The organism is Variovorax sp. WS11, assembly GCF_010499245.1.
In the GTDB taxonomy this organism is placed as follows: Bacteria; Pseudomonadota; Gammaproteobacteria; order Burkholderiales; family Burkholderiaceae_C; genus Variovorax.
On record NZ_JAAGOW010000005.1, the window covers coordinates 477,608 to 502,084 of the forward strand.

Below are 24,477 nucleotides of genomic sequence, written 5' to 3' on the forward strand. Positions count from 1 at the left end.
CCATGCCCCTGACGCTTTCCCGACCCGGCCTGCTGCGCAGCGCCAACTTCATTGCCGGCGAGTGGCGTGCCGCCACCGGCCGCACGCTCGACGTGACGGACCCCGCCACCGGCGCACGCATCGCCCAGGTGCCGGACAGCGGCGCCGACGAGGCGCGCAGCGCCGTCGATGCCGCGCACGCCGCGTTCGCGGGCTGGCGCAAGCTGCCGGCCAAGCAGCGCGCACAGATCATCAAGCGCTGGAACGACCTCGTGATGGCGAACCAGGACGACCTGGGCAAGCTGGTCTCGCGCGAGCAGGGCAAGCCGCTGGCCGAAGGCAAGGGCGAGATCGCCTACGCCGCCAGCTACATCGAGTGGTTCGCCGAGGAGGCGACACGCGCCAACGGCGAGCTCATTCCCGCGCCGCTGCCGGGGCGCCGCATGTTTGCGCTCCGGGAGCCGGTCGGCGTGGTCGCCGCGATCACGCCGTGGAACTTTCCGGCCGCGATGATCGCGCGCAAGATCGCCCCCGCACTGGCCGCGGGCTGCACCGTGGTGTGCAAGCCGGCCGAGGACACGCCGCTGACCTCGCTGGCGCTGGTGGCGCTGGCCGAAGAGGCGGGCGTGCCGCCGGGTGTGCTCAACATCGTCACCGCCTCGCGCGAACGCACGCCCGAGGTGGTCGACGTCTGGCTGGACGATCCGCGCGTGCGCAAGATCACCTTCACCGGCTCGACGCCTGTGGGCAAGCACCTCGCGCGCCGTTCGGCCGACACGCTCAAGAAGCTGTCGCTGGAGCTGGGCGGCAATGCCCCCTTCATCGTGTTCGAGGATGCCGATCTCGATGCCGCGGTCGAAGGGCTGATGGCCGCCAAGTTCCGCAACGGCGGGCAGACCTGCGTGTGCCCCAACCGCGTGTTCGTGCACGGCAGCGTGCATGACGCCTTCGCCGACAAGCTGGTCGCGCGCGTCGCCGCGCTCAAGGTCGGGCCCGCGACCGATCCGGCCTCGCAGATCGGGCCGATGATCAATGCGCGCGCGGTCGAGAAGATCGAGCGCCACGTCCGCGACGCGGTGGCGCGCGGCGCGCGCGTGCTCACCGGCGGCGAGCGCCTGGCGGCGCTGGGCCCCCACTACTACGCGCCGACGGTGCTCATCGACGCCGACGCCACGATGGCCTGCGCCTGCGAGGAAACCTTCGGCCCCGTGGCACCGATCACGCGCTTCGACACCGAGGCGGAGGTGATCGCGCAGGCCAACGACACGCCCTTCGGACTGGCCGCCTACTTCTACTCGCAGGACGTGCGCCGCATCTGGCGCGTGGCCGAGGCGCTGGAGACGGGCATCGTCGGCATCAACGAAGGCGCGCTGGCGGCCGAGGCGGCGCCCTTCGGCGGCGTGAAGGAGTCGGGCTATGGCCGCGAGGGGTCGGTCCACGGCCTGGACGACTACCTGCACACCAAGTACGTGTGCCAGGGCGGGCTGGATTGATGGAGATGACGGTCATGAACAATTCATTCAAGCACGCACTGCTCAACAAGCAGCCGCAGGTCGGCCTGTGGCTGTCGATGGCGCAGCCCTACAGCGCGGAGGTCTGCGCGACCGCCGGCTTCCAGTGGCTGCTGATCGACGGCGAGCACGCCCCCAACGACGTGCGCAGCACCCTGGCGCAGCTGCAGGCGGTCGCGGCCTATCCCGGCCAGCCGGTCGTGCGTGCCGTGAGCGGCGACACCGCGCTGATCAAGCAGCTGCTCGACATCGGCGCCCAGAACCTGCTGGTGCCCATGGTCGACACCGCCGCGCAGGCGCGCGCGCTGGTCGCGGCCACGCGCTATCCGCCGGAGGGCGTGCGCGGCGTCGGCGCTGCCGTGGCACGGGCCTCGCGCTGGGGCGCGCGGCGCGACTACCTGGGCGCGGCCAACGACGAGGTCTGCCTGCTGGTGCAGGCCGAGACCGCCACCGCTCTCGACAACCTCGAAGAGATCTGCGCGGTGGACGGGGTGCACGGCGTGTTCATCGGCCCGGCCGACCTGGCGGCGTCGATGGGCCACCGCGGCGCGCCGGGGCATCCGGAGGTGCAGGCCGCCATCGACCGCGCGATCCGGACCATCGTTGCGAGCGGCAAGGCTGCCGGCACGCTGACGGCGGAGCTCGCGCTGGCACGCAGGTACCTCGAGCTCGGCGCCACCTTCGTGGCAGTCGGCATCGACGTCACCCTGCTCGCGCAGGCCGCGCGCCGCCTGGCCAGCGAATTCGGCCTCGGCACCGAGAGCGCGATGAGCGCCGCCGGCGCCTCCGCTTATTGAACATTGCCACCCGCGGCGCGCATCAAGGGGCTCGCGACTCCTTGAAGACGCGGCGCGCCAGCGTGGAACGGTGCAGCTCCGAGGCGCCGTCGTAGATGCGGAAGGGGCGCATCTCGCGCAGGATCATCGAGACCGGCGCGTCTTCGGACATGCCGAGCGCCCCCATGATCTGCGCGGCGCGATCCGCCACCCGTCCCACCGCTTCCGACACGAACACCTTCACCATGGCCGATTCGTGCTTGATGCTTTCGTTGGCGTCGAGCTTCGCGGCGGCGTGCCAGGTCATCAGGCGTGCGGCATGCAGGTCGATGTGCGAATCCGCCACCATTGCCTGCACCTGCTGCAGCTGCGCCAGGGGCTGCCCGAAGGAGCTTCTGCGCTTCGCGTAGTCCTGCGCCAGCGACATCGCACGCGAGGCGCGCCCGATGAATCGCATGCAGTGCGACAGGCGTGCCGGTTCGAGCCGGATCTGCGCGTAGGCGAAGCCCCGGCCCACCTCGCCCAGCACCGCGTCGTCGCCGACGAAGCAGTCCTGGAGCTCGATCTCGCCGTGGCCGCCGATCTGGAAACCGTCGATGCTGGCGATGTTGCGCACCACGCGGTAGCCGGGGTTGTCGGCATCGACGATGAAGATCGTCGCGCCCTCGCCCGTCCTGGCCAGCACCAGCGCGAACGAGGCGCCGACCGCGCCGCTGATGAACCACTTGCGCCCGGAGATCGACCATCCGCTGGGGCGGCGCTCGGCCACGGTCTGCAGCATCGATGGGTCGGAACCCGCGCCCGGCTCGGGTTCGGTCATCGCGAAGCAGGACCTCGTCTCGCCGCGTGCCAGCGGCGCGAGGTAGCGCTGTTGCTGCGCCGGCGAGCCGTCGGTCAGCAAGTTGATCATGTTCGGCTGGTCCGGCGGCGCGCAGTTCATCGCCAGCGGCGCGAGAAAGCTGCGGCCCGCCTCTTCGAGGATCACCGAGCGGTCGCGCCAGGACAAGCCCAGGCCGCCCCAGGCCGCCGGGAGCTGCGGCCCGTAGATGCCCGCCTCCCTGGCCTTGGCGCGCAACAGATGGGTCGTCTCTTCGAGGGCGTTCAGGTCGTGCGCGAGCGCCGGGCTCTCGCGCGGGATGGCCTCCTCATCGACGAAGCGCTGCACCGCCTCGCGCAGGACGGGAAGCCGATCGCTGTAGCCGAACATGCCGGCGCCTCAGCCGCCGTACCCGGCTTGCGCCAGAGTACGTTTGGCGATGTTGAGCTGGTGGATCTGGCTCGTGCCTTCGTAGAGCCGGAACAGCCGCACGTCGCGGTAGAAGCGCTCCATGCCGTGATCCGCGATGTAGCCGTAGCCGCCCAGCATCTGCACGCAGCGGTCGGCCACGCGGCCGCACATCTCGGAGGCGAAGTACTTGCAGATCGACGCCTCCATCGTCACGTCGATCCCCTCGTCGCGCTTGCGCGCGGTGTCCAGCACCAGCGCCCGGGCGGCATGGATCTCGGTCTGGCTGTCGGCGATCAGGGCCTGGACCAGCTGGAAGCTGGCGAGCGCCTGGCCGAACTGCTTGCGCGTGGCCACGAAGGTCACCGCGTCTTCCAGCATGCGGATCGCCGGCCCGATGCACAGGGCGGCCAGGTGGATGCGCTGCTTGTTGAGCACCTTCATCGCGGTCTTGAAGCCCTGGCCCTCGCGGCCGCCGATGACGTTCTCCGCCGGCACGATGCAGTTGTCCATGTGCACCTCGGACACCGGCGAGCCGGCCTGGCCCATCTTCTTGTAGGCCGGGCCGGTGCTGAGCCCCGGCATGCCGCGCTCGACCAGGAAGGCCGTGACGCCGCGCGCCGACAGGTCTGCAGGGTCGGTGCGTGCCATCACCGTGAACAGGCCTGCGATCGGCGCGTTGGTGATGAAGCACTTGGTGCCGTTCAGCACGTAGTGCTCGCCTTCGCGCTGTGCCGAGCTGCGCAGCGAGACGGCATCCGAACCGGCTTCCGGCTCCGTCAGGGCGAAGGCACCGGTGAGCTCGCCGCTGGCGAGCCGGGGGAGGTAGCGCCTTTTCTGCGCCTCGGTGCCATCGGCCACCAGGGCCTCGGAACCGATGCCGGTGTTGGTGCCGACTCGGGCCCGGAACGCCACCGAACACTGCGACAGCTCCAGCGCGGCCAGCACCAGCTCTTCGGTCGTCATGCCCGCGCCGCCATAGGCTTCGGGGATCGACCAGCCGAACAGGCCTTGTGCTGCCATGTCGGCCACGAGGTCGGCGGGCACCTCGTCGGCCTCGGCCACGCGCGCCTCGTTCGGGACCAGCCGCTCGCGCACGTAGCGGCGAAGGCTGCTCAGGAATTGCTCGAAGGCTTGGGGATCACGCTGCATGTCTCGCTCCTCGATCAGTCCAGCTTCGTGCCGGTGGATTTGACCAGCGCCGCCCAAGAGGCCGTCTCGGTCTTGATCACCGCGGCGAACTGCGCCGGCGTGTTGCCGACCGGCTCGGCGCCCAGGTCGATCAGGCGCTTGCGGAAGTCCGGCTTGGCCAAGACCTTCGTCGCGGCGGCGTGCAGGCGCTCGACGATGTCCGGCGGCGTGGCGGCGGGCACCATCAGGCCCTTCCATGCGCCGAAGGCGAAGCCCTTGACGCCGGACTCCACAACGGTCGGGACGTCGGGTGCAGCCGTGGCCCGCTTGTCGGTGGAAACGGCCAGCGCCCTGAGCTTGCCCGACTGCACATGGGGCCAGAGGGCCGGCATGTTGTCGATCATCATCGCGATCTGTCCGGCGAGCAGGTCGTTCAGCGCCGGGCCCGTGCCCTTGTACGGAACGTGGACCATCGTGGTGCCGGTGAGCTGATTGAACCATTCGCCCGCCAGGTGCGCCGGGCTGCCGTTGCCCGGCGAGCCGAAGCTGACCTCGGTCGGCCTGGACTTGGCGTAGGCGATGAACTCGGGCACCGTCTTCGCCGGGATCTTCGGGTTGATCGCCATCAGGTTCGGTTCCTGGATCAGCAGAGTCACCGGCCGCAGGTCCTTGGCCGGGTCGTAGGGCATCCTGGCGTAGAGGCTCGGGTTGATGACGGTCGGGCCCGCGGCGGCGATCAGCAGCGTGTAGCCGTCGGGCGGCGCCTTGGCGACGAAGTCACCGCCGATGTTGCCGCCGGCCCCGGCCTTGTTCTCGACGATGACCGGCTGCCCCAGCTCGGGACGCAAGGCCTCGGCGAGCAGCCGGGCGAGCACGTCGGTGGAGCCACCGGGCGCAAAGGGCACGATGAGTCGAATCGGCTTGGCCGGATAGCCCGGCTCGGCGTGCACGGCGGAAGCCAACGCCAGCAGGCTGGCGGCGGCCATCAGGAACATCTTGCGCATGGGGGTCTCCAGGAAATTTCGTGTGGAATCGGTGGGCGCTGCAAGCCCTGAAGACTACCGATGGGCATGACATATGGAAAACCATGTTTCTCTATCTTGAACGCCGGCATGCGTCGCGGGACGTAGCATCCAAGGCGCAACCAAGGCCCTGACATGCCCACCGCCCGCCACCCCGACCCCGACTTCGCGACCACGCTGCAGCACGGCCTGCAGGTCCTGCACTGCTTCACCGTCGGCGAACCCGCACTCGGCAACAAGGAGCTCGCGGAGCGCACGGGCCTGTCGAAGGCGACCATCTCGAGGCTGACCTACACCCTGGCCGCGCGCGGCCTCGTGGTCTTCGATGCGCACCTGCGGCGCTATCGCCTGGGCTCCACGGCGCTCACGATCGGCTATCCGCTGATGGCCAGCCTGCGCATCCGGCAAGTCGCGCGCTCGCGCATGAAGCAGCTGGCCGACGAAGTGGGCGGCTCGGTGTCGCTGGGCATGCGGGACCGCACGCGCATGGTCTACGTCGAGACCAGCCGCGGGCACGACCTCAGCGCATGGCGGCCCGATATCGGGGCGGCCATCCCGATGCTGCCCACGGCGATGGGCCGCAGCTGGCTCGCGCAGGCGCCGCAGGGACTGCGCGAAGAAGTCCTGGCGCAGATCGAGGCGTCGGAACCCGGCCAGGTGCAGTCGTACGGCGCCGACCTGATCCAGGCGCAGGCCGATCTGAAGCGAAAGGGCTTCTGCATCTCCCGCGGCGCGTGGCGCAGCGACGTGCAGGCGGTCGCCGTGCCGATCCTGATCCCCCAGGATGGCGAGACGCTGGTTCTCAACTGCGGCGTGCTCACCGCGCGGCTCGCACCACGTCAGCTCGAGCAGCGCATCGGGCCCCGCCTGGTCGAGCTGGCGCGCAGCGTGGAGGCCGACCTGTGAACGAGACCGACGACAAGGACCGGCAGTTCGCCACCACGCTCGCCAGCGGCATCGACCTGCTGCTGTGCTTTCACGCCGGCGAGCCGAGCCTGGCCAACAAGGACTTTGCGGAACGCACGGGCCTCTCCAGGCCCACCGTGGCCCGCCTGACGCACACGCTGACGCTGCTGGGCTACCTGCGGCGGGACACTGCCACGGCCCGATACCGGCTCGGTGCCGCGGTGCTGGGCCTGAGCCACCCCCTGCTGGCCAGCATGCGCATCCGACCGATTGCGCGGCCGATGATGGAAACCCTGGCGCGCGAGATCGAGGGCGCCGTCTCGCTGGGCCTGCGGCACCGCATCCACATGGTCTACGTCGAGACCGCGCGGGACAGCGAGGATTTCGTGGTGACGCCCGACATCGGCGCGCCGATCCCGATGCTGGCCACGGCCATGGGCCGCGCCTGGCTGGCCCGCGCCACGGCCGAAGACCGCCGTTCGCTGCTGAACCAGATACGGGTCGCCGCGCCGGCCGAGTTCGAGCGCTACGCCGAGGCAGTGACCCTGGCCCGCGAGGAACTGGCCAGCGACGGCTTCTGCAGCGCACGGGCCGACTGGCAGCCCAACCGCCATGGCTTTGCCGTGCCGCTGCAGGGGTGGGTGGATGGCACGCAGTTCGTGCTGAACTGCGCGGTGGCGTCCAAGCGCGGCGGCTTTGCGCAGATGCGCCGGGAGATCGGGCCGCGGCTCGTCACGCTGGCGCACAGCGTCGAGTTCGCGCTGGGCCTGCGGTAGCCACGATCGTTCTGGCGTTCAGGATATCGAAACACGAGTTGCGGCAAATGGACCGCTGCAACGAGACTTCGAACCATGCAATCCGTCGAACACCCCACCGCCATCGCGCAAACGCCGCCGCCTGCCGCCCAGGGGCCGCTGGCCGGCATCCGCATCCTGGACATGGCCACCGTGATCGCGGCGCCCTTCTCGGCCTCCCTGTGCGCCGACCTGGGGGCCGAGGTCGTCAAGCTGGAGCTGCCGGAGGGCAACGACCCCCTGCGCTCCCTGTCGCCGACCACGCCGGAGCACGCGCTGTTCTGGAAAGTCTCGAACCGCGGCAAGAAGGGCGTGTCGCTCGACGTGCGCAAGCCGGAAGGCCGCGCGCTGTTCCTCCGGCTGATCGAGTCCTTCGACGTGCTGGTCGAGAACTTCCGCACCGGCACGCTCGACAAGTGGGGGCTGGATGCGGCGACGCTGTGGTCGGTCAACCCGAAGCTGATCATCCTGCGCGTCACCGGCTTCGGCCAGACCGGACCTTATGCGCAACGCCCGGGCTTCGCCCGCATCTTCGAGGCGATGAGCGGCTTCGCCCACCTGACCGGCGAAAGCGGCCGCAGTCCGCAGCACATGAACTACCCGCTCGGGGACGTGATCGCGGGCTTGTTCGGCGCTTTCTCGATCGCCACCGCGATCGCGGAACGCCATCGCCACCCTGAGGCGCCGGGCCGCGAGATCGACCTCGCGGCGACCGAGGCGATGTTCCGCTTGCTGGAGGCGCTGCCGGTCGAGCACGAGTTGCTGGGGCAGGCGCGCAGCCGTTCCGGCAGCCGGGCCACCTACACCGCGCCCTCCAACATGTACCGCACCGCGGACGATCAATGGGTGACGCTGGTGGGCTCCTCCGAGCCCATCTTCAAGCGCATCTGCCAGGCCATGGGCCAGCCCGCGCTCGCAGACGATCCGCGCTTCGCCACCACGCCGGACCGGGTTCGAAACATCGACGAGATCGATTCGATCGTCGCCGCGTGGTGCGCGTCCCGGACGCTGGCCGAACTGTCCGAGGCCCTGACCCGCGGGGGCGTGCCCTACAGCAAGGTCTATGCGGTCGATGACGTGATCGCCGACCCCCATTTCATTGCCCGCGAAGCCATCATCCGCCTGCCCGATCCGGACCTGGGTTCGCTGCCGGCGCCCATGATCGTGCCGCGCTTCTCGGGCTTCAAACCCGCTGCGCCGCGCACCGGGCCAGCCGCGGGCGAACACAACGCGGAGATCTACGGCGCACTGGGCCTTCCCGCCGATGAACTGGACAAGCTCCGGCGCGACCGGGTGATTTGACAGCCCGATGGCGCCGGAGACTTGGAGTTAGCATCGGCAAGGAGACACGCAGTCAGGAATTCAATGCGGATATTGCTCGTCGAGGATGACCGGGTGCTGGCCGACGCGCTGTCGCGGGCGCTGGTGCAGTCCGCCCATGCCGTCGACGTCGTCTCCACCGGCGAGGAGGCCGACCACGCCCTTGCCGCCGGCAGCTATGACCTCGCCATCCTGGACATCGGCTTGCCGGGGCTGAGCGGACTGGATGTGCTGAAGCGCCTGCGGGCGCGCAAGTCCACCATGCCCGTGCTGATGCTCACCGCCTTCGACACCCTCGCAGACCGCGTCCGCGGGCTCGACCTGGGCGCCGACGACTACCTCGCCAAGCCCTTCGACCTGCCGGAGCTCGAGGCACGCGTGCGGGCGCTGCTGCGCCGCAGTACCCAGTCCACGCCCCACCTCGAGCATGGCCGGCTGCGCTTCGACACCGTGGGCCGCCGCGTGTTCCACGACAAGCGGCCGCTGGAACTGTCGCCGCGCGAGCTCGCGCTGCTCGAACTGCTGCTGATGCGCGCGGGGCGTGTCGTGAGCAAGGAGCAGATGGTCAATCACCTCTATGGCTGGGGCGACGAGGTCGGCGACAACGCGATCGAAGTCAATGTCTACAGGCTGCGCAAGAAGCTGGAGCCGCTCGGCTGCGAGATCCGCACCGTGCGCGGCATGGGCTACCTGATCGACAGCAGCGATGCGGAGGTCTGAGCCGCGGCTGCAGCGCAAGCTGCTGGCGTGGCTGCTCGGGCCGCTGGCCGTGCTGCTGGTGCTCGATACCGCCGCCGCCTACTGGAGCTCGTGGCGCTTCTCCAACCTCGCCTACGACCGCGCGCTGCACGAGATCGGACGCGAGATCGCGCTGCATGTGAAGCTCGACGGAACGCGGCCCCGGCTCGAACTCTCGGAGGCCGCGGCCAACATCCTGGTCGTGGATCAGGAAGACCAGCTCTTCTACCGCGTTCTCGGCGACGATGGCGCCGATCTGGGCGGCGATCCGCAGCTGCCTGCGCCGCGCACGGGCAAGCCCGCCAAGCCGGACTTCTACGGCGACACGGTGCGCGGCGAGGCGGTGCGGATGATGGTGGCCTCGATGCCCATCGGCCCGGACGCCGGGCCGCCGCTGGTCCTGGTGCAGGTGGCCGAGACGCTCAACAAGCGGGAGCGCCTGGCCTGGGAGATGGTGGCCAACGTGGTGCTGCCGCAGCTGCTCCTGATCGTCATGGCGACGGCCGTGGTCTGGTTCGGCGTTTCGCGCGGGCTCGCGCCGCTGCAGCGCCTGCGGCGCGCCGTGTCGGACCGCTCGCACCTGGACCTGAGCCCGATCGACACCCACGACGTTCCGGGCGAGGTGCGGCCGCTGGTGGACGAGGTCAACGAGCTGATGGCACGCCTGGGGCGAACCTTCGATTTCCAGAACCGCTTCGTGGCCGATGCCGCGCACCAGCTGAAGACGCCGGTCAGCGGGCTGAAGGCCCAGATCGAGCTGGCGCTGCGGGAGAGCGATCCGCAGCGGGTGCGCCATTCGCTCGCGCAGCTCTACCTCAGCGCCGACCGGCTGTCGAGGCTGGTGCGCCAGCTGCTTTCGCTGGCCCGCAACGAGCCCGGCGCGCTCGACTCCATGCAGTTGCAGCCGCTGGACCTGAATGCCCACGCCCTGGAAGTGAGCATGGAGTGGGCGCCGCAGGCGATCAAGCGCAACATCGACCTGGGCTTCGAAGGTGCCGATCATCCGCTGATGATCGACGCCGACCGGGACCGCCTGCGCGAGCTGGTCAACAACCTCATCGACAACGCGATCCGCTACAGCCAGCCGGGCGGCCGGGTGACTGTGCAGGCCGGCCAGATCGGAAGCGACCAGTGCCGCCTGGCCATCAGCGACGACGGCACCCGGATCCCGGTGGAGGAGCGCGCCCGCATCTTCGAGCGCTTTCACCGCCTGCTCGGGACGCAGGAGGATGGCAGCGGCCTCGGGCTCGCCATCGTCAGCGAGATCGCCACGCTGCACGGCGCGCGCATCACGCTGGAGGAAGACGCCGACGGCGTGGGCAACACCTTCAGCGTCTTCTTCCCCTTGCGCGCAGCCTGATCGGCGCAGGCGCGCTCTGTCAGCTTGCTGACAGCTTGCGGACATCCGGCTGTCAGCCGGCCGGCAGAAAGGTGACAGGACAGGTCTCTACGCTCGCGGGTGGCGAAACCGAAGTGGTTTCGAACCCCAACCAAGGAGACACCGTGTCGTTTTTGTCGAGTCCCGAATTCTGGATCGCCCTGTCGCAGATCATCCTGATCAACATCGTCCTGAGCGGCGACAACGCCGTCGTGATCGCGATGGCCTCGCGCTCGCTGCCGCCCGCCCAGCAGAAGAAGGCGATCATCTTCGGTAGCGTCGGCGCCATCGTGCTGCGCGTGATCCTCACCTTCTTCGCCGTCTATCTGCTGACCCTGCCGTACCTCAAGCTGGTGGGCGCAGCGCTGCTGCTCTGGATCGGCGTGGGCCTGCTCCAGGGCGAGGACGACGAGGAAGGCGTGGAAGGCCACGCCGGTCTGGCGGCCGCCATCAAGACCATCGTGCTGGCCGACCTGGTCATGAGCCTGGACAACGTCGTCGGCGTCGCTGCTGCAGCGAAGGGCAATGTTCCGCTGCTCGTCTTCGGTCTGGTGATCAGCATTCCCCTGATCATCTTCGGCAGCACCCTGATCCTGAAACTGATGGATCGATTCCCGGTCATCATCGTGCTCGGTGCCGCCCTGCTCGGCTGGGTGGCCGGCGAGATGGCGATCACGGATCCGGCCATCGCCGGCTGGGCCGCCGAGCGCCACACGCTGCACACGGCGGTCCCTGCGCTCGGTGCCATGTTCGTGGTGGCGATCGGCAAGTGGCTGGGTAGCCGCAGCGCACAGCGCCGCGAACAACTGCAGGCAGCGACGAAGAAGCAACCCGCCGTCTGAGGGTGCCCGCATGACGCGAATCCTGGTTCCCATCGACCCGGATCAGCCCGCTCGCACGCGCTCGGCCATCGAACAAGTGCTGCGCATGCGCCGAAGCGAGCAGGTGAGCATTCGCCTGCTGCGGGTGCAGCCCAAGGTCTCGGGTCATGTCGCGATGCTCTTCGACCCGCGCGAGCTGCTCGACCTGCAGCTGGATGCAGGCGCCGAGGATCTGCAGTACGCGCAGAAGCTGCTCGACCTGGCCGGCGTGCCCTACAGCACCACCGTGCTGGTGGGACGCACTGCCGAGACGATTGCTGCGGCCGCTCGCGACTACGGTTGCAACCGCATCGTCTTCGGCCGCGACGAGCCCGGCCTGGCCGGAACGATCTTCGGCTCGCTGGCGCAGCAGGTGCGCCAGCACCTGGGTGCGAACGGAGACCCCCAGGTCATCGGCTCCTGAACGAGAAATGCCTGGTTGGGCCGCGAACGCTCAACCAGGCTCGCCTTCCCCGTGAAGCCGGATGATCAGCGAGCGCAGCCATGCGTTCGCAGGATCCTTGTTGTAGCGGCCATGCCAGAACAGGTTGATCGCGATCTCGGGCAGCTTGGCCGGGTGGCGGACATAGGACAACCCGAAGGGCTCCGCCAAGGCCTGGGCGAGCCGCTCCGGAACGGTGGCCACTAGGTCGGAGTCATGCAGGATATGCCCCACCGCGACGTAGTGCGGCACGGTCAGGACGATCTTGCGGGCAATGCTCCTGCGCCGTAGAAGCTCGTCCGCCCTTCCGTGCCCGGTGCCCTCCGAGACCACGATGACATGCTCGGCTGCAGAGAATTCGCGCAGCGATATTTCCCGCTTGTCGAGCGCATGGCCACGCCGGAACATGCAGACGTAGTGCTGCTTGAAGAGCCGGCGCTCGAAGTAGCCGACCTTCAGCTGCGGCAGCAGGCCGATGGCCAGGCTCACATGGCCCGCTTCCATCTCGTCGCGAAGATTGACCGCCGCATTGCGAACCGTGCTGAGCGAAACACGGGGCGCAATGCGCGCCAGCTCCTTCATGAGCTTGGGCAGGAAGTAGATCTCCCCGATGTCCGTCATGCCGACGGTGAAGGCACGTGTCGAGGTCGCCGGGTCGAAGGACGCCTGCTGATTGATCGCGGCATGGATGACCTGCAAGGCGCGCGCGGTCGGTTCGGCCAGCTGCTCGGCGAACGGCGTCGGCTCCATGCCCTTGGGCGTTCGCAGGAACAAGGGGTCGTCCGTGAGCTTGCGCAAACGCGCCAGCGCATTGCTGACCCCGGGCTGCGACAGCCCGAGGCTCTCGGCCACCTTCGAGACCCGGCGGTCGATGAGCAGCTGGTTGAAGACAACCAGCAGGTTGAGGTCGATGTCCTTGAGCTCCATGCCCGCCCCCACATTCGCGAAATCAATCTGCACTATTGCCCACATTCTATTGATCGATGACAGGGGAATCGCGATGATTCGATGACCCCACGACGTGCGACAGCACACACAGGAGACAAGACATGGATGACGCAACGGCCGTCTTTCCCAAGCAGATCCATTGGGAAAGCCAGGGCACCAGCCGCATACCGTTCATGGCCTACACGCAGGCCGATCAGCATCGCCAGGAACTCGAGCGCCTCTTCTACCGCGGCCACTGGTGCTACGTCGGCCTGGAGGCCGAGATCCCGAACGCCGGTGACTTCAAGCGCACGGTGATCGGCGAGCGCTCCGTCATCATGGTGCGCGATGCCGACGGCAGCATCAACGTGGTCGAGAACGTCTGCGCCCATCGCGGCATGCAGTTCTGCCGCGAGCGACATGGCAATCGCAAGGACGGCGGCTTCACCTGCCCGTACCACCAGTGGAACTACACCCTCAAGGGCGATCTGCAGGGGGTGCCCTTCCGCCGCGGCGTCAAGCAGGACGGCAAGGTCAACGGCGGGATGCCGGCCGACTTCAAGACGGCCGATCACGGCCTCAACAAGCTGAAGGTCGCAACGCGCGGCGGCGTGGTCTTTGCGTCCTTCGATCCGGAGGTCGAATCGCTCGAGGACTTCATGGGCCCGGCGATCCTCGGCTACTTCGATCGCCTGTTCAACGGCCGCAAGCTGAAGATCCTGGGCTACAACCGCCAGCGCATCCCGGGCAACTGGAAGCTGATGCAGGAGAACATCAAGGACCCCTACCACCCGGGCCTGCTGCACACCTGGTTCGTGACCTTCGGACTTTGGCGCGCGGACAACAAGTCGGAGCTGAAGATGGACCGGCACCACCGGCACGCCGCCATGATCTCGACCCGCGGCACGAGCGGCAAGGCCGACCAGGTCACGCAGGTCTCGAGCTTCAAGGAGAGCATGCAGCTCAACGACGACCGCTTCCTGGACATCGTGCCCGAGCCCTGGTGGGGCGGCCCCACCGCAGTGATGATGACGCTGTTCCCGAGCGTGATCTTCCAGCAGCAGGTCAACAGTGTCTCGACCCGGCACATCCAGCCGAGCGGCCCCGGGAACTTCGACTTCGTCTGGACGCACTTCGGCTTCGAGGACGACGACGAGGCCATGACGCAGCGGCGCCTGCGCCAGGCCAACCTCTTCGGACCCGCGGGCTTCGTGTCGGCGGACGACGGCGAGGTGATCGAGCTGTCGCAGAAGGGCTTCGAGCAGAAGCCTTTCCATCGCACGCTGGCCGAGCTGGGTGGGCGCGAGGTCGGCGACACCGACCACATGGTCACCGAAACGCTCATCCGCGGCATGTACGAGTACTGGCGCAAGGTCATGGAGGCTTGAGAGATGAACTTCCAGGACTACTTCGAGCTGAACCAGCTCTACGCCAACTACGCCAGCGCCGTGAGCTCCGGCCAGTGGGAGCTCTGGCCGGAATTCTTCACCGACGATTGCACGTACCGGCTGCAGCCGCGCGAGAACTTCGATCGGGGCTTTCCGCTGGCCACGCTGTCCTTCGAGAGCAAGGGCATGCTGAAGGACCGGGTGTACGGCATCCGCGAGACGCTGTTCCATGACCCGTACTACCAGCGCAACGTCACCGGCGCGCCGGTGGTCCGCAAGGCCGAAGCTGGCCGCTACGAATGCGAGGCCAACTACGCGGTGTTTCGCACCAAGCTCTCCGAGCTGTCCTCGGTCTTCAACGTCGGGCGGTACATCGATGTCGTCGTGCGTACCGAAGAGGGCCTGAGGTTCGCCTCTCGCCTGGTCATCTACGACAGCGAGATGATCCCCAACTCCGTCATCTATCCGATCTGAGGCCCGCCATGAGTGATTTGCAATGGACCGATGCCGCGCCGGTCGACGATGTTCCGGCGGACGACGTGATCGGCATCCTCGTGGACGGCCATGACGTGGCGCTGTACAGCGTCGACGGCCAGATCTTCGCGACCGACAACATCTGCACGCACGGGCATGCGCGCCTGTGCGAGGGCTTCCTGGAAGGGCACGAGATCGAGTGTCCCTTGCACCAGGGCAAGTTCGACGTGCGCACTGGGCAGCCGAGCTGCGCGCCGGTGACCGAAGCGATCAAGTCCTATCCGGTCAGGATCGAAGCCGGCCGCGTGTTCCTCGCGCTGGACTGAACCCGCTTTCCCTTGGCAACGCTCCGCGGAATGCGCCGCGGTGTGGCTGCCGCATGCCCAGGCCGCGCAAGACGGCTCCATCCACGACCAGACATTCAGGAGACTCGATGCGCCAGATAGACGTGCACGCGCTTGCCGACAAGGCGCGCTTCAACCGCTTCCACGGCCTGGTGCTGTTCTGGAGCGCCCTCATCATCATCTTCGACGGCTACGACCTCGCCGTCGTCGGCATCGCCCTGCCTGCCATCATGCAGAGCATGAACGTCGCCCCGGCGAACGCGGGCCTGATGGTGAGCTCGGCGCTCTTCGGCATGATGTTCGGCAACATCATCCTCGGGACGATTGCCGACAGGATCGGAAGGCGCTGGGCCGTCGTCATCTGTGTCGCGCTGTTCAGCGTCTTCACGGCTGCCGCGGGCATGACCAACGATCCGGTGGTGTTCAGCATCTTCCGCTTCATCGCGGGCATCGGCATCGGCGGCGTGATGCCCAACGTCGTGGCCCAGATGACCGAGTACTCGCCACTGAAGATCCGCAGCATGATGGTCACGCTGATGTTCAGCGGCTACTCCGTCGGCGGCATGCTGGCGGCGCTGGTGGGCAAGGGGATGATCGAGCGCTTCGGCTGGTCGTCCGTCTTCCTCGTGGCCGGCCTGCCGGTCCTCCTCATCCCCTTCATCTTCCGCTCCTTTCCCGAATCCATGCCCTTCCTCATCCGGAAGAAGCGCTTCGAAGAGCTGCGGGATATCGCGTCGCGCCTGGAGCCTGGCTACAAGCCCGAAGCGAGCGACCGATTCGCCCTGCCCCAGGAAGACAGGGCGGACAGCGCGCCGATCCGGCACCTCTTCCATGAAGGCCGCGGCTTCAGCACTTTCATGTTCTGGCTCTCGTTCCTGATGTGCCTCTTCATGGTGTATGCGCTCAGTTCGTGGCTCACCAAGCTGATGGCGAGCGCGGGCTTCAGCCTGGGGTCGGCCTTGACCTTCGTGCTGGTGCTGAACTTCGGCGCGATGATCGGCGCGATCGGCGGTGGATGGCTGTCGGACCGCTTTCCCATCAAGCATGTGCTGATCGGGATGTATGTGCTGGCCGCGATCTCCATCACGCTGCTGGGCCAGCCGCTGCCCACGCCGGTCTTGTTCCTGATGGTCGGGCTCGCCGGCGCCACGACCATCGGCACGCAGATCGTGAACCTGGCCTACGTGGGTCAGTTCTACCCGATGGCGGTGCGCAGCACGGGCATCGGCTGGGCGCTGGGGGTCGGTCGCATCGGCGCGCTGGCCGCGCCGATCGTGATCGGTACGCTCGTGGGCATGGCGCTTCCTCTGCAGCAGAACTTCATCGCGATCGCCGTCCCGGCCCTGATTGCGGCGGTGGCGACCCTGCTCATCAACCACCGTCGCTCGGCATCCGCGCACCACGAGGATGTCAACGCGATGATCCCTGACGCGGTACCTGCCAAATGAACACCGAAACCATCGTCATCGTGGGCGCCGGCCAGGCCGGCGGCTGGGCCGCACAGACACTGCGCAGCGAAGGATTCAAGGGCAAGATCGTGCTGATTGGCGACGAGCCGCATCGCCCCTACGAGCGGCCGCCTCTGTCCAAGGCAGTGCTTGCGGGCGACGCGCATGCGGACACCACCAGCCTGGTGAAGCCGGAGGCCTTCGACCTGCTCGACATCGACTGGCGGCCGAAGGTCACTGCGACCCGCATCGACAGGCCGGCCAGGCTACTCCACCTGACGCAGGGCGAGCCCGTCTCCTACGACAAGCTGATCCTGTGCAACGGCGGCCGGGCGCGCCGGCTGGATGTTCCGGGCGCGGACCTGCAGTGCGTCCACATCCTGCGCAGCATCGAGGATGCGGCGGCGCTGGGCGCGGCCCTGTCGGCCGGCAAGCACTTGCTGATCGTGGGCGGCGGCTGGATCGGGCTCGAAGTGGCCGCGACCGCGCGCAAGAAGGGCATGCAGGTGACCGTGGTCGAGGCCCTGCCCCGGCTGTGTGAGCGCACCGTTCCGCCGCTGATCTCCGACTACCTGCTGCGGCTGCATCGCTCGCACGGCGTCGAGGTCGTGCTCGGCACGGGCGTCCAGCAGTTCGCACGCACGCCCGGAGGCATGTGCGCCACGCTCGGCGACGGACGCGAAATCGCCTGCGATGCGGTGCTCGTCGGCATCGGCCTGGTGGCCAACGACGAGCTCGCGCGCGAAGCCGGGCTGGCGTGCGAGGGCGGCGTGATGGTCGATGCGCAGTGCCGCTCGTCCGATGCCGACATCCTGGCCGCCGGCGACGTCGCGGCCTGGCATTGCGAGTGGGCGGGGCGGCGGATGCGGCTGGAGTCCTGGCAGAACGCCCAGGAGCAGGGAATCGCCGCTGCGCGCGCCGCGCTCGGCATCGAGGTGAACCACCAGCCGCTGCCCTGGTTCTGGTCGGACCAGTACGACATCAACCTGCAGATCTTCGGCATGCCCGCGCCTTCGCATCGGGTCGTCGTGCGGGGTGACCCGGACACCCACAGCTTCGTCGTCTTCTTCCTCGACGAGGACAAGGTCGTGGCGGCACTGGGGCCCAATTCCGCCAAGGACCTGCGCTTCGCCCGGCGCCTCATCGAGCGCCGCACCAGCGTCGACCCGGAGCGGCTCGCGGACATCCACGTGCCGCTCGCCAAACTTTGACGCAGGTCATACGAAGCTGTCGGCAAGGCCACATCAGGCATCGCTGGTCTCTGGAAGCTTCGCAATCACCTTGATCTCGAACTGGAAGCCATAGAGCCAAGTCACGCCGATGCCCGTCAGCGTCGGGTGCGGCGCGTCGCCCCAATACTCCGGCACCACCTTCCAGATCGTTTCGAAGGTCGATTCGGGATCGACGATAAAGACGGTCACGTCGACCACATCGTCGAACGTGCAGCCCGCAGCCGCCAGGATCGCGTTGAGATTGTCGAATGCGAGCCGGACCTGCGCCTCCAGTTCGGGCTCGGGAGAGCCGTCCGGGCGGCTGCCGACCTGCCCCGAAACGAACAGGAAGCCGTTGGACCGGATCGCCGGCGAATAGCGATTCTTCTCGTAGAGCGCCTGGCGGCCGGCAGGAAAAACGACGTCACGCTTGGTCATGGGTTGGGTTTCCTTATTTCTGTAGGGGTCGAATCGACCCGGTGTTGACGATGAAGGGACTTTAGGAAGGCTTGCATCCGGGATCAACGAGCAAGGCCAACAATCACAATTTGCAAAACCCAAACAATCCTCGAGACCTCTGGAGCCGAGATGGACCGTTTCGATGCGATGCAGGCATTCGCTCGCGTGGTGGAAGCACGCAGCTTCACCAAGGCGGCGGAGACGCTTCACATGAGCAAGACCAGCGTGACGCAACTGGTGCAGCAGCTGGAAGCGCGGCTGCGCGTCAAGCTGCTCAACCGGACCACGCGCAAGGTCAACGTCACCGCCGATGGCGCGGCCTACTACGAGCGCGTGGTGCGCCTGCTGGCCGACATGGACGATGCCGAGACCAGCCTCTCGAGCGCCTCGGCGTCGCCCAGGGGCCGGCTGCGGGTGGATGTGCCCAGCCCGCTGGCTCGCATGATCCTGGTGCCGGCATTGCCGGCATTCCACGCGCACTACCCCGACATCCAGCTCCACATGGGCGTGAGCGATCGCATGGTGGACCTGATCGGCGAGAACGTGGACTGCGTCGTGCGCGGCGGCGAGCTCACCGACCCGTCGCTGATGGCACGCCGCGTTGGCGACCTGCAGCTCGGGGTTTACGCGGCGCCGGGCTACCTGGAGCACGCCGGCACCCCCTCGCACCCATGGGAGCTGGAAGACACGCATCACCGCATCGTGGGCTTCCTGGGGTCGAGCACCGGCAAGATCTTTCCGTACGTCATGCAACGCGACGGCGAGCGCATCGAAGGGCAAGGCCGCTACGCGTTCGCGGTCGACGACGGCAATGCCTACCTCGCGGCCGGCCTGGCCGGCCTGGGAATCCTCTGGCTGCCGCACTACATGGCCAAGCCGCATCTGGCGCGCGGCGAGCTGGTGCCCCTGTTCGAGGGCTGGCGCCTCGATCCGATGCCGCTGTACGTGGCGTTTCCGCCGAACCGGCATGTCAGCACCAAGCTGCGGGTGTTCATCGAGTGGGTCGCTGAGCTGATGGCACGACATGCGCCCGTCAGCGCCGGACGCGACTCGTGAACGGCGAGGCCATCGGTTCGATCGGATCCGATCTTGGATTCGAAAGTAAGATAGCGGTCTTTGAAGCTGCGCGCGAGGTTCTGGATGGCTGCCGATTCGACGAATGGCGAACTTGTTTTGTCCGCAGATTCAGTCACGACCGCGCTGCGCGACATGATTCTGACGGGCTCGTTGGGCATCGGGGTCCAGCTCCGACAGGAGGCGCTGGCCAAACGCTTCGGCGTCAGCCGCATCCCTGTGCGCGAGGCATTGAAGCGGCTCCAGGCCGAGGGCCTTGTCCAGCACACCCCCCACCAAGGCTCCATCGTCGCGAGCCAGTCCATCCCCGAACTGCTCGAGACCCTGGACATCCGAATTGGCCTGGAAACGCGTGCCCTGAAACTTGCCATCCCGCTGATGAAGGCATCGGACCACAAGGCGGCGCGCGAGATCATGGCCAGGTACGACGCGAGCGACTCGCCGCTCGAATGGACCGAACTCAATCTGGAGTTTCATCTGTGCCTGTACAGGCCATGCGGCCGGCCCAGGCTGCTGAAGATGATCGAGGAGATCGTGCGCGGAATCGGCATTCACCTGCGCGCCCAGCAGTCGTACAAGGCCGGGCGCAAGTCCCCCCAGTCCGAGCACCGCGAAATCCTCAAGGCTTGCGTGGCGCGTGACGTGCCCTTGGCGATCGAGCTGCTCGAGAAGCACATCGAGCACACGCAGAGCGCGCTTCAGGACGACTGAATCAGGCAGGCCTGGACAAGAGGGTCGAACCGCGTCTATTATTGGATCCAGTTTTGGATACCTTCCGGGACCATGTATTCAAGGCCGATGGCCGACGCACGGTCGTCTTGTTCATCACACACAGCTAGGAATCCCGTGGCACATCAATCGCAAGCCCGAACCCGGCGCCGCGCGCTGAAGCGAATCGCCGTTTCGATCGGCCTGGGCATGGCGGGCGGCACGCTCCCCATGCACGCCGGCGCGCAGGACCCCTACCCCTCGAAGCCGATCAAGCTCGTGGTCGCCTATGCGGCAGGAGGCGGCACCGACGTCGCCGCCCGGATATTCGCCGAGTCCCTGTCGCGCGTGCTGGGCTCGCCGGTCATCGTCGAGAACAAGGTCGGGGCCAGCGGGAACATCGGCGGCGACTTCGTGGCGAAGGCGCCGGCCGATGGCTACACCTTGCTCTTCGGAGCCATGGCGAATCTCGCGATCAATCCCTACCTCTACAAGGACATGAGCTACGCGCCCGAACGGGATTTCGCGCCGATCGCCCAGGTCTTCGACACCAACCATGTCGTCGTGGCAGGCCCGATGTCGAAGCTCACGAGCTTCAAGCAGATGGTCAGCGAGGCCAAGGCCAATCCCGGGAAGCTGACCTACGCCTCGGCTGGCGCCGGATCGTCGACCCACGTCGTGGCGGAGATGGTCGCTCAAGCCACCGGCATCAAGATGGTCCACGTTCCTTATCGGGGCAATGGCCCGGCGCTCGTGGACGTCATGTCCGGCCAGGTGGACCTGATGTTCGACCAGGTGCCCAATTCCACGGCCTTCGTGGCGAGCCGGAAGGTCAACGCGCTGGCCGTCACCTCCGCGAAACGCCTGCCCGCCATGCCCGATGTGCCGACCGTCGGGGAACTGGGATATCCGCAGCTCGAGATCTCGTCGTGGACCGGCCTGTTCGGTCCGGCCAGATTGCCGGCATCGGTCGTCTCGACCTTGAACGATGCCACCAACAAGGCGCTGGCCGACCCGGAGACGCGGGCCAAGCTCGAGAAGGCGGGCGCCATTCCCACCCAGTCCACCCCGCAGGCCATGGCCAAGCTGCTCCAAGGCGACAGCAAGCGCTTCGGCGCGCTGGTCCAGAAGGCCGGCATCAAGGCGGACTGAGGCAGCACGGCATGAATGTCCAGGTTTCCGAGGCCGCTCTCGTCGAGCTCGTCTCGAAGGTCCTGCAGCACGCGGGCGTGATCGCATCCACCGCGCAGGCGGTCGCGCTGACCGTTGCCGCCGCGGAGCGCGACGGCGCGCACAGCCACGGCCTTATTCGGCTGGAGGGCTACCTGGGTTCGATCGCCAGCGGCTGGGTCGACGGCCAGGCGATCGTCACGGTCCGCGATCAGGCCCCTTCCGTCGTTCATGCCGATGCGGCCAACGGCTTTGCACAGGGCGCGCTGCATGCAGCGCGTTCCATGCTCATCTCGAAGGCCCGCAGCCAAGGCGTCGCCAGCCTCGTCATCTCCAACTCCCATCACTTCGGATGCCTCTGGCCGGACGTGGAGCCGTTCGCGGAAAGCGGGCTGGTCGCGATGTGCTTCGTCAACAGCCGCAGCCGGATGGTCGCGCCCGGCGCGCGGCGAAAGGTGCTCGGCACCAATCCCATGGCCTTCGCCGCACCTAGAACGAATTTGCCGCCTCTGGTTTGGGATCAGGCCTCCAGCGTGATGGCGCATGGCGACGTGATCATCGCCGCGAAGACGGGGGCCCGCCTGCCCCCGAACGCCGGCGTGGATCGAGAAGGAAACGCCACCGATGATCCGGCGGCCGTTCTGGACGACGGTGCGCTCCTTCCCTTCGCATCCCACAAGGGCCTGCTGATCGCGCTTCTCGTGGAGATCCTGGCCGCCGGGCTGACCGGCGGCCGGTTCGGCTACGAAGACGAGTCCGGGTCCTTTCCCGGCGCGCAGACCTCCAACGCAGGCCAGTTGGTGATCGCCCTCGACCCCGTGCGAATGGGCGCATCGCACTTCGGCGAGCGGATCGACGAACTCCTGTCCGTGCTGACGCAAGCAGGCACGGCGCGCTTGCCCGGCCAACGGCGCTATGAGCAGCGCGAAGTATCGAGGCGGGACGGCATCCAGCTCGCGCAGGAGCGCTACCAGGAGCTTCTGAGAATGGCGGGCTCTTCCTGAAAAGCGCCCGCCCGGGCGCACGCGCAAGGGCGCGAATCAAACGCCCTTGTCCGTGGGATTCCTGTAGAGCGCCTTCGTCGCCTCGGACATCGGGAACTGCAGGTTCACGTTGCGGGGTGGAATCGGCGACGTAAACCACTTCGCATACATCGCATCGATCCTGCCGCTCTTCATCAGCCCGGTGACCGTGGCGTCGACGAGCGCCTTCATCTTCGGATCGTCCTTGCGGAACATGACGCCGTAGGGCTCCTGGCGAAGCGCCTCAGGCAGGATCTTGTAGTCGCCGGGCGCCTGCGAGGCGGCGATCTGGCCGGCCAGCAGCACGTCGTCCATCACGAAAGCGCTGGCGCGGTCCGACACGAGCAGGAGGAATGAATCCGAATGATCCTTTCCATAGATCTCGCTGACCTGGATGTTGTCGGTCTTCTTGTAGGCGCGCAGCAGCGGGATCGATGTGGTGCCGGTGGTCGTCACGATCGTCTTGCCCGCCAGCTCGGCGAAGCTGTTGATGCCGGAGCTTTTCTTCACGGCGGCACTCACGCCGACCACGATGTAGTTCGGACCGAACGCCACCAGCTGCTGGCGCGCCATGGAATTGGTGGTCGAGCCGCATTCCAGATCCACGGTGCCGTTCTGCACCAGGGGCACCCTGTTCTGGGAAGTCACGGTCTGGTACTTGATGGCGAGGTTTGCAACGCCCAGCTTCGACTTGATGGCACCGACGACCTCCTTGCAGATGTCGATCGCGAATCCCACCGGCTCTCCACCGGTTCCGAGGACATAGGAGAAGGGGATCGACGAATCGCGGTGGCCGATCGTGATGGCCCCTTCGGACTTGATCTTCTCGAGCGTGTCGACCGGCTGAGCGGGTGAGGCGCCGGCCGCCATGGCCAGGCAACAGAGTGCAAGAAAACGCATTGGTGATCCTCAGTACTTGATATGAGTATTGCATTGGATCCAATCTCGGATACACTGTCAAGCCAAGTTCAGTGCCAAACCCCAGACCCCATGGACTCATCAAGCGCACCCACGTTCGACGTTGCCGTCATCGGCGGAGGCATCATCGGATCGAGCGTCGCCTATTACCTGCTCAACGCATCGCCCGGCCTGTCGGTCTGCGTGATCGAGCCGGATCCCACGTACGAGTTCGCGTCGGCCCTACGAGCGTCGGGCGGATGCCGGGTCCAGTTCACCTGCCCCGAGAACATCGAGATGTCGAAGTACAGCATCGACTTCATCAAGGGTTTCGAGGACACCATGGCGAGCAAGGGCCGGCCTGCGCCGGTCGACTGGGTCGAGGGCGGCTACCTCTTCATCGTCCCGCCGGATCAGGTGAAGGGGCTGGAGCGCAACGTGAAGATCCAGCAGGCGCATGGCTGCGTCGTGAACCTGCTGGATGCCGCGGGCCTGAAGTCGAGGTTTCCCTCGATGAACGTCGAAGATCTCGGCGCCGGTGCGCACACGCCCCACGACGGTTGGTGCGACCCCAACGGGCTGCTGTGGGGCTTCCGGCGCAAGGCTGTCGAACTCGGCGCGGTCTACATCCAGGAGCGCGTCGTGCAAGCCGAGGTCGATGCCGTCAAGGTGAAGTCACTAGGACTCGGCAACGGCGATCGCGTCTTCGCCAACTCGTTCGTGAACGCGACGGGCGCGTGGTCGGGCGCACTGGCCGAACAGTTCGGCATGACGCTGCCGATCACACCGCTGCGACGCTTCGAACATTACTTCAGCGCGGGCTCGCCCGTCGAGTTCCTGCCCTACGTCAAGGACACGGCGCGGCTGGCTTTTCGCTCCGAGGGCAAAGGATTTTCGGGTGGACTCGTCGACAGCCACGAACCGCGCGCCTTCAACTTCGACGTGGATCATGACTATTTCGAGCGCGTCGTATGGCCCGCTGTCGCGCATCGCTTTCCGGCGTTCGAAGCGGCGAAGTGCCACCGGACCTGGTCAGGCCTCTACGAGCAGAACGAATTGGATGGCAACCCGGTGATCGGCGCCTGGCGCAAGCTGCCCAACCTCTACACCGTCGCAGGGTTCTCCGGACACGGGATGATGCACGCGCCCGCGGCAGGCCGGGGCATGGCCGAGCTCATCCTGAAGGGCCGGTTCGAGACCATCGACCTCACGCGGCTGGGCTACGAACGCATCGAGAAGCAGCAGCCGTACGCGGAAGCGGGCATTTTGTAGG

General features: G+C 67.2%; 25 protein-coding genes. 19 read left to right on the forward strand and 6 right to left on the reverse strand.

What is annotated here, in order from left to right; translation table 11 throughout:
- The first annotated feature begins 2 nt into the window (after nt 1-2).
- A complete protein-coding gene (locus tag GXN78_RS36795; protein WP_106556281.1) occupies nt 3-1,472 on the forward strand; it encodes an NAD-dependent succinate-semialdehyde dehydrogenase in 1,470 nt (489 codons plus the stop codon).
- A 5-nt stretch (nt 1,473-1,477) separates the two neighbouring features.
- Complete coding sequence (gene hpaI, locus GXN78_RS36800; RefSeq protein WP_106556329.1) at nt 1,478-2,287, forward strand: 4-hydroxy-2-oxoheptanedioate aldolase; 810 nt, start codon at nt 1,478-1,480, stop codon at nt 2,285-2,287.
- Nucleotides 2,288-2,309: 22 nt separating this feature from the next.
- Here hpaI and GXN78_RS36805 read toward each other — a convergent pair whose 3' ends face one another.
- The 3 genes from GXN78_RS36805 to GXN78_RS36815 are packed head-to-tail and all read right to left on the reverse strand — an operon-like array spanning nt 2,310 to nt 5,626.
- On the reverse strand, nt 2,310-3,473 hold the full coding sequence (locus GXN78_RS36805) for an acyl-CoA dehydrogenase family protein (RefSeq protein ID WP_106556282.1): 1,164 nt from the start codon (nt 3,471-3,473) through the stop codon (nt 2,310-2,312).
- Between the two features lie 9 nt (nt 3,474-3,482).
- Nucleotides 3,483-4,643, reverse strand: a complete 1,161-nt coding sequence (locus tag GXN78_RS36810; protein WP_106556283.1) for an acyl-CoA dehydrogenase family protein — start codon at nt 4,641-4,643, stop codon at nt 3,483-3,485.
- A gap of 14 nt (nt 4,644-4,657) precedes the next feature.
- Nucleotides 4,658-5,626: a tripartite tricarboxylate transporter substrate binding protein gene (locus GXN78_RS36815; RefSeq protein ID WP_106556284.1), complete on the reverse strand. Its 969-nt coding sequence runs from the start codon at nt 5,624-5,626 to the stop codon at nt 4,658-4,660.
- 153 nt (nt 5,627-5,779) lie between these two features.
- On the opposite strand from GXN78_RS36815, the gene GXN78_RS36820 reads away from it, so the two are divergent.
- The 7 genes from GXN78_RS36820 to GXN78_RS36850 all read left to right on the forward strand — a co-directional run bounded on the left by GXN78_RS36820 (nt 5,780) and on the right by GXN78_RS36850 (nt 12,064).
- Nucleotides 5,780-6,550, forward strand: coding sequence for an IclR family transcriptional regulator (locus GXN78_RS36820; protein ID WP_106556285.1), 771 nt, complete (start codon nt 5,780-5,782; stop codon nt 6,548-6,550).
- Nucleotides 6,547-7,326 carry an IclR family transcriptional regulator gene (locus GXN78_RS36825; RefSeq protein ID WP_106556286.1) on the forward strand — a complete coding sequence of 260 codons (780 nt, stop codon included), beginning with the start codon at nt 6,547-6,549 and terminating at the stop codon, nt 7,324-7,326. Before GXN78_RS36820 ends, GXN78_RS36825 begins: the two co-directional genes overlap by 4 nt.
- A gap of 75 nt (nt 7,327-7,401) precedes the next feature.
- Nucleotides 7,402-8,646, forward strand: a complete 1,245-nt coding sequence (locus GXN78_RS36830) for a CoA transferase (RefSeq protein WP_106556287.1) — start codon at nt 7,402-7,404, stop codon at nt 8,644-8,646.
- Between the two features lie 63 nt (nt 8,647-8,709).
- Entirely contained in the window at nt 8,710-9,384 is a 675-nt protein-coding gene (locus GXN78_RS36835; RefSeq protein WP_106556288.1) for a response regulator transcription factor, read from the forward strand.
- Complete coding sequence (locus GXN78_RS36840; protein WP_106556289.1) at nt 9,371-10,762, forward strand: sensor histidine kinase; 1,392 nt, start codon at nt 9,371-9,373, stop codon at nt 10,760-10,762. The genes GXN78_RS36835 and GXN78_RS36840 overlap by 14 nt, the downstream gene beginning before the upstream one ends.
- Nucleotides 10,763-10,905: 143 nt before the next feature.
- The gene (locus GXN78_RS36845; RefSeq protein ID WP_106556290.1) at nt 10,906-11,622 is read left to right on the forward strand and encodes a TerC family protein; all 717 of its coding nucleotides are present in this window, start codon (nt 10,906-10,908) and stop codon (nt 11,620-11,622) included.
- A 10-nt stretch (nt 11,623-11,632) separates the two neighbouring features.
- Nucleotides 11,633-12,064 (forward strand): universal stress protein, encoded by a 432-nt coding sequence (locus GXN78_RS36850; protein WP_106556291.1) that lies wholly within the window; start codon nt 11,633-11,635, stop codon nt 12,062-12,064.
- Between the two features lie 30 nt (nt 12,065-12,094).
- On the opposite strand, the gene GXN78_RS36855 is transcribed toward GXN78_RS36850, so the two are convergent.
- Nucleotides 12,095-13,009, reverse strand: coding sequence for a LysR family transcriptional regulator (locus tag GXN78_RS36855; RefSeq protein ID WP_106556292.1), 915 nt, complete (start codon nt 13,007-13,009; stop codon nt 12,095-12,097).
- A 122-nt stretch (nt 13,010-13,131) separates the two neighbouring features.
- On the opposite strand from GXN78_RS36855, the gene GXN78_RS36860 reads away from it, so the two are divergent.
- From GXN78_RS36860 to GXN78_RS36880, 5 genes are all read left to right on the forward strand, one after another.
- Complete coding sequence (locus GXN78_RS36860) at nt 13,132-14,397, forward strand: aromatic ring-hydroxylating dioxygenase subunit alpha (RefSeq protein ID WP_106556293.1); 1,266 nt, start codon at nt 13,132-13,134, stop codon at nt 14,395-14,397.
- A gap of 3 nt (nt 14,398-14,400) precedes the next feature.
- Complete coding sequence (locus GXN78_RS36865) at nt 14,401-14,871, forward strand: aromatic-ring-hydroxylating dioxygenase subunit beta (protein ID WP_106556294.1); 471 nt, start codon at nt 14,401-14,403, stop codon at nt 14,869-14,871.
- A gap of 8 nt (nt 14,872-14,879) precedes the next feature.
- Nucleotides 14,880-15,197 carry a non-heme iron oxygenase ferredoxin subunit gene (locus tag GXN78_RS36870; RefSeq protein ID WP_106556295.1) on the forward strand — a complete coding sequence of 106 codons (318 nt, stop codon included), beginning with the start codon at nt 14,880-14,882 and terminating at the stop codon, nt 15,195-15,197.
- 107 nt (nt 15,198-15,304) lie between these two features.
- The gene (locus tag GXN78_RS36875; protein WP_106556296.1) at nt 15,305-16,663 is read left to right on the forward strand and encodes an MFS transporter; all 1,359 of its coding nucleotides are present in this window, start codon (nt 15,305-15,307) and stop codon (nt 16,661-16,663) included.
- Nucleotides 16,660-17,874, forward strand: a complete 1,215-nt coding sequence (locus tag GXN78_RS36880) for an FAD-dependent oxidoreductase (protein ID WP_106556297.1) — start codon at nt 16,660-16,662, stop codon at nt 17,872-17,874. Before GXN78_RS36875 ends, GXN78_RS36880 begins: the two co-directional genes overlap by 4 nt.
- A gap of 33 nt (nt 17,875-17,907) precedes the next feature.
- Here the strand turns inward: GXN78_RS36880 and GXN78_RS36885 are convergent, their stop codons facing one another.
- The gene (locus GXN78_RS36885; protein ID WP_106556298.1) at nt 17,908-18,312 is read right to left on the reverse strand and encodes a RidA family protein; all 405 of its coding nucleotides are present in this window, start codon (nt 18,310-18,312) and stop codon (nt 17,908-17,910) included.
- 150 nt (nt 18,313-18,462) lie between these two features.
- Between GXN78_RS36885 and GXN78_RS36890 the strand changes: the two genes are divergently transcribed.
- The 4 genes from GXN78_RS36890 (at nt 18,463) to GXN78_RS36905 (ending at nt 22,289) form a co-directional block, all read left to right on the forward strand.
- Nucleotides 18,463-19,389 carry a LysR family transcriptional regulator gene (locus GXN78_RS36890; RefSeq protein WP_106556299.1) on the forward strand — a complete coding sequence of 309 codons (927 nt, stop codon included), beginning with the start codon at nt 18,463-18,465 and terminating at the stop codon, nt 19,387-19,389.
- Nucleotides 19,390-19,506: 117 nt separating this feature from the next.
- Nucleotides 19,507-20,118, forward strand: a complete 612-nt coding sequence (locus GXN78_RS36895) for a GntR family transcriptional regulator (RefSeq protein ID WP_239143126.1) — start codon at nt 19,507-19,509, stop codon at nt 20,116-20,118.
- A gap of 135 nt (nt 20,119-20,253) precedes the next feature.
- On the forward strand, nt 20,254-21,267 hold the full coding sequence (locus GXN78_RS36900; protein WP_164256269.1) for a tripartite tricarboxylate transporter substrate binding protein: 1,014 nt from the start codon (nt 20,254-20,256) through the stop codon (nt 21,265-21,267).
- Nucleotides 21,268-21,278: 11 nt separating this feature from the next.
- Entirely contained in the window at nt 21,279-22,289 is a 1,011-nt protein-coding gene (locus GXN78_RS36905) for an Ldh family oxidoreductase (RefSeq protein ID WP_106556301.1), read from the forward strand.
- Nucleotides 22,290-22,325: 36 nt separating this feature from the next.
- On the opposite strand, the gene GXN78_RS36910 is transcribed toward GXN78_RS36905, so the two are convergent.
- Complete coding sequence (locus GXN78_RS36910; RefSeq protein WP_106556302.1) at nt 22,326-23,207, reverse strand: transporter substrate-binding domain-containing protein; 882 nt, start codon at nt 23,205-23,207, stop codon at nt 22,326-22,328.
- 90 nt (nt 23,208-23,297) lie between these two features.
- Between GXN78_RS36910 and GXN78_RS36915 the strand changes: the two genes are divergently transcribed.
- The gene (locus GXN78_RS36915) at nt 23,298-24,476 is read left to right on the forward strand and encodes an FAD-binding oxidoreductase (RefSeq protein ID WP_106556303.1); all 1,179 of its coding nucleotides are present in this window, start codon (nt 23,298-23,300) and stop codon (nt 24,474-24,476) included.
- The last annotated feature ends 1 nt before the right edge of the window (nt 24,477 follow it).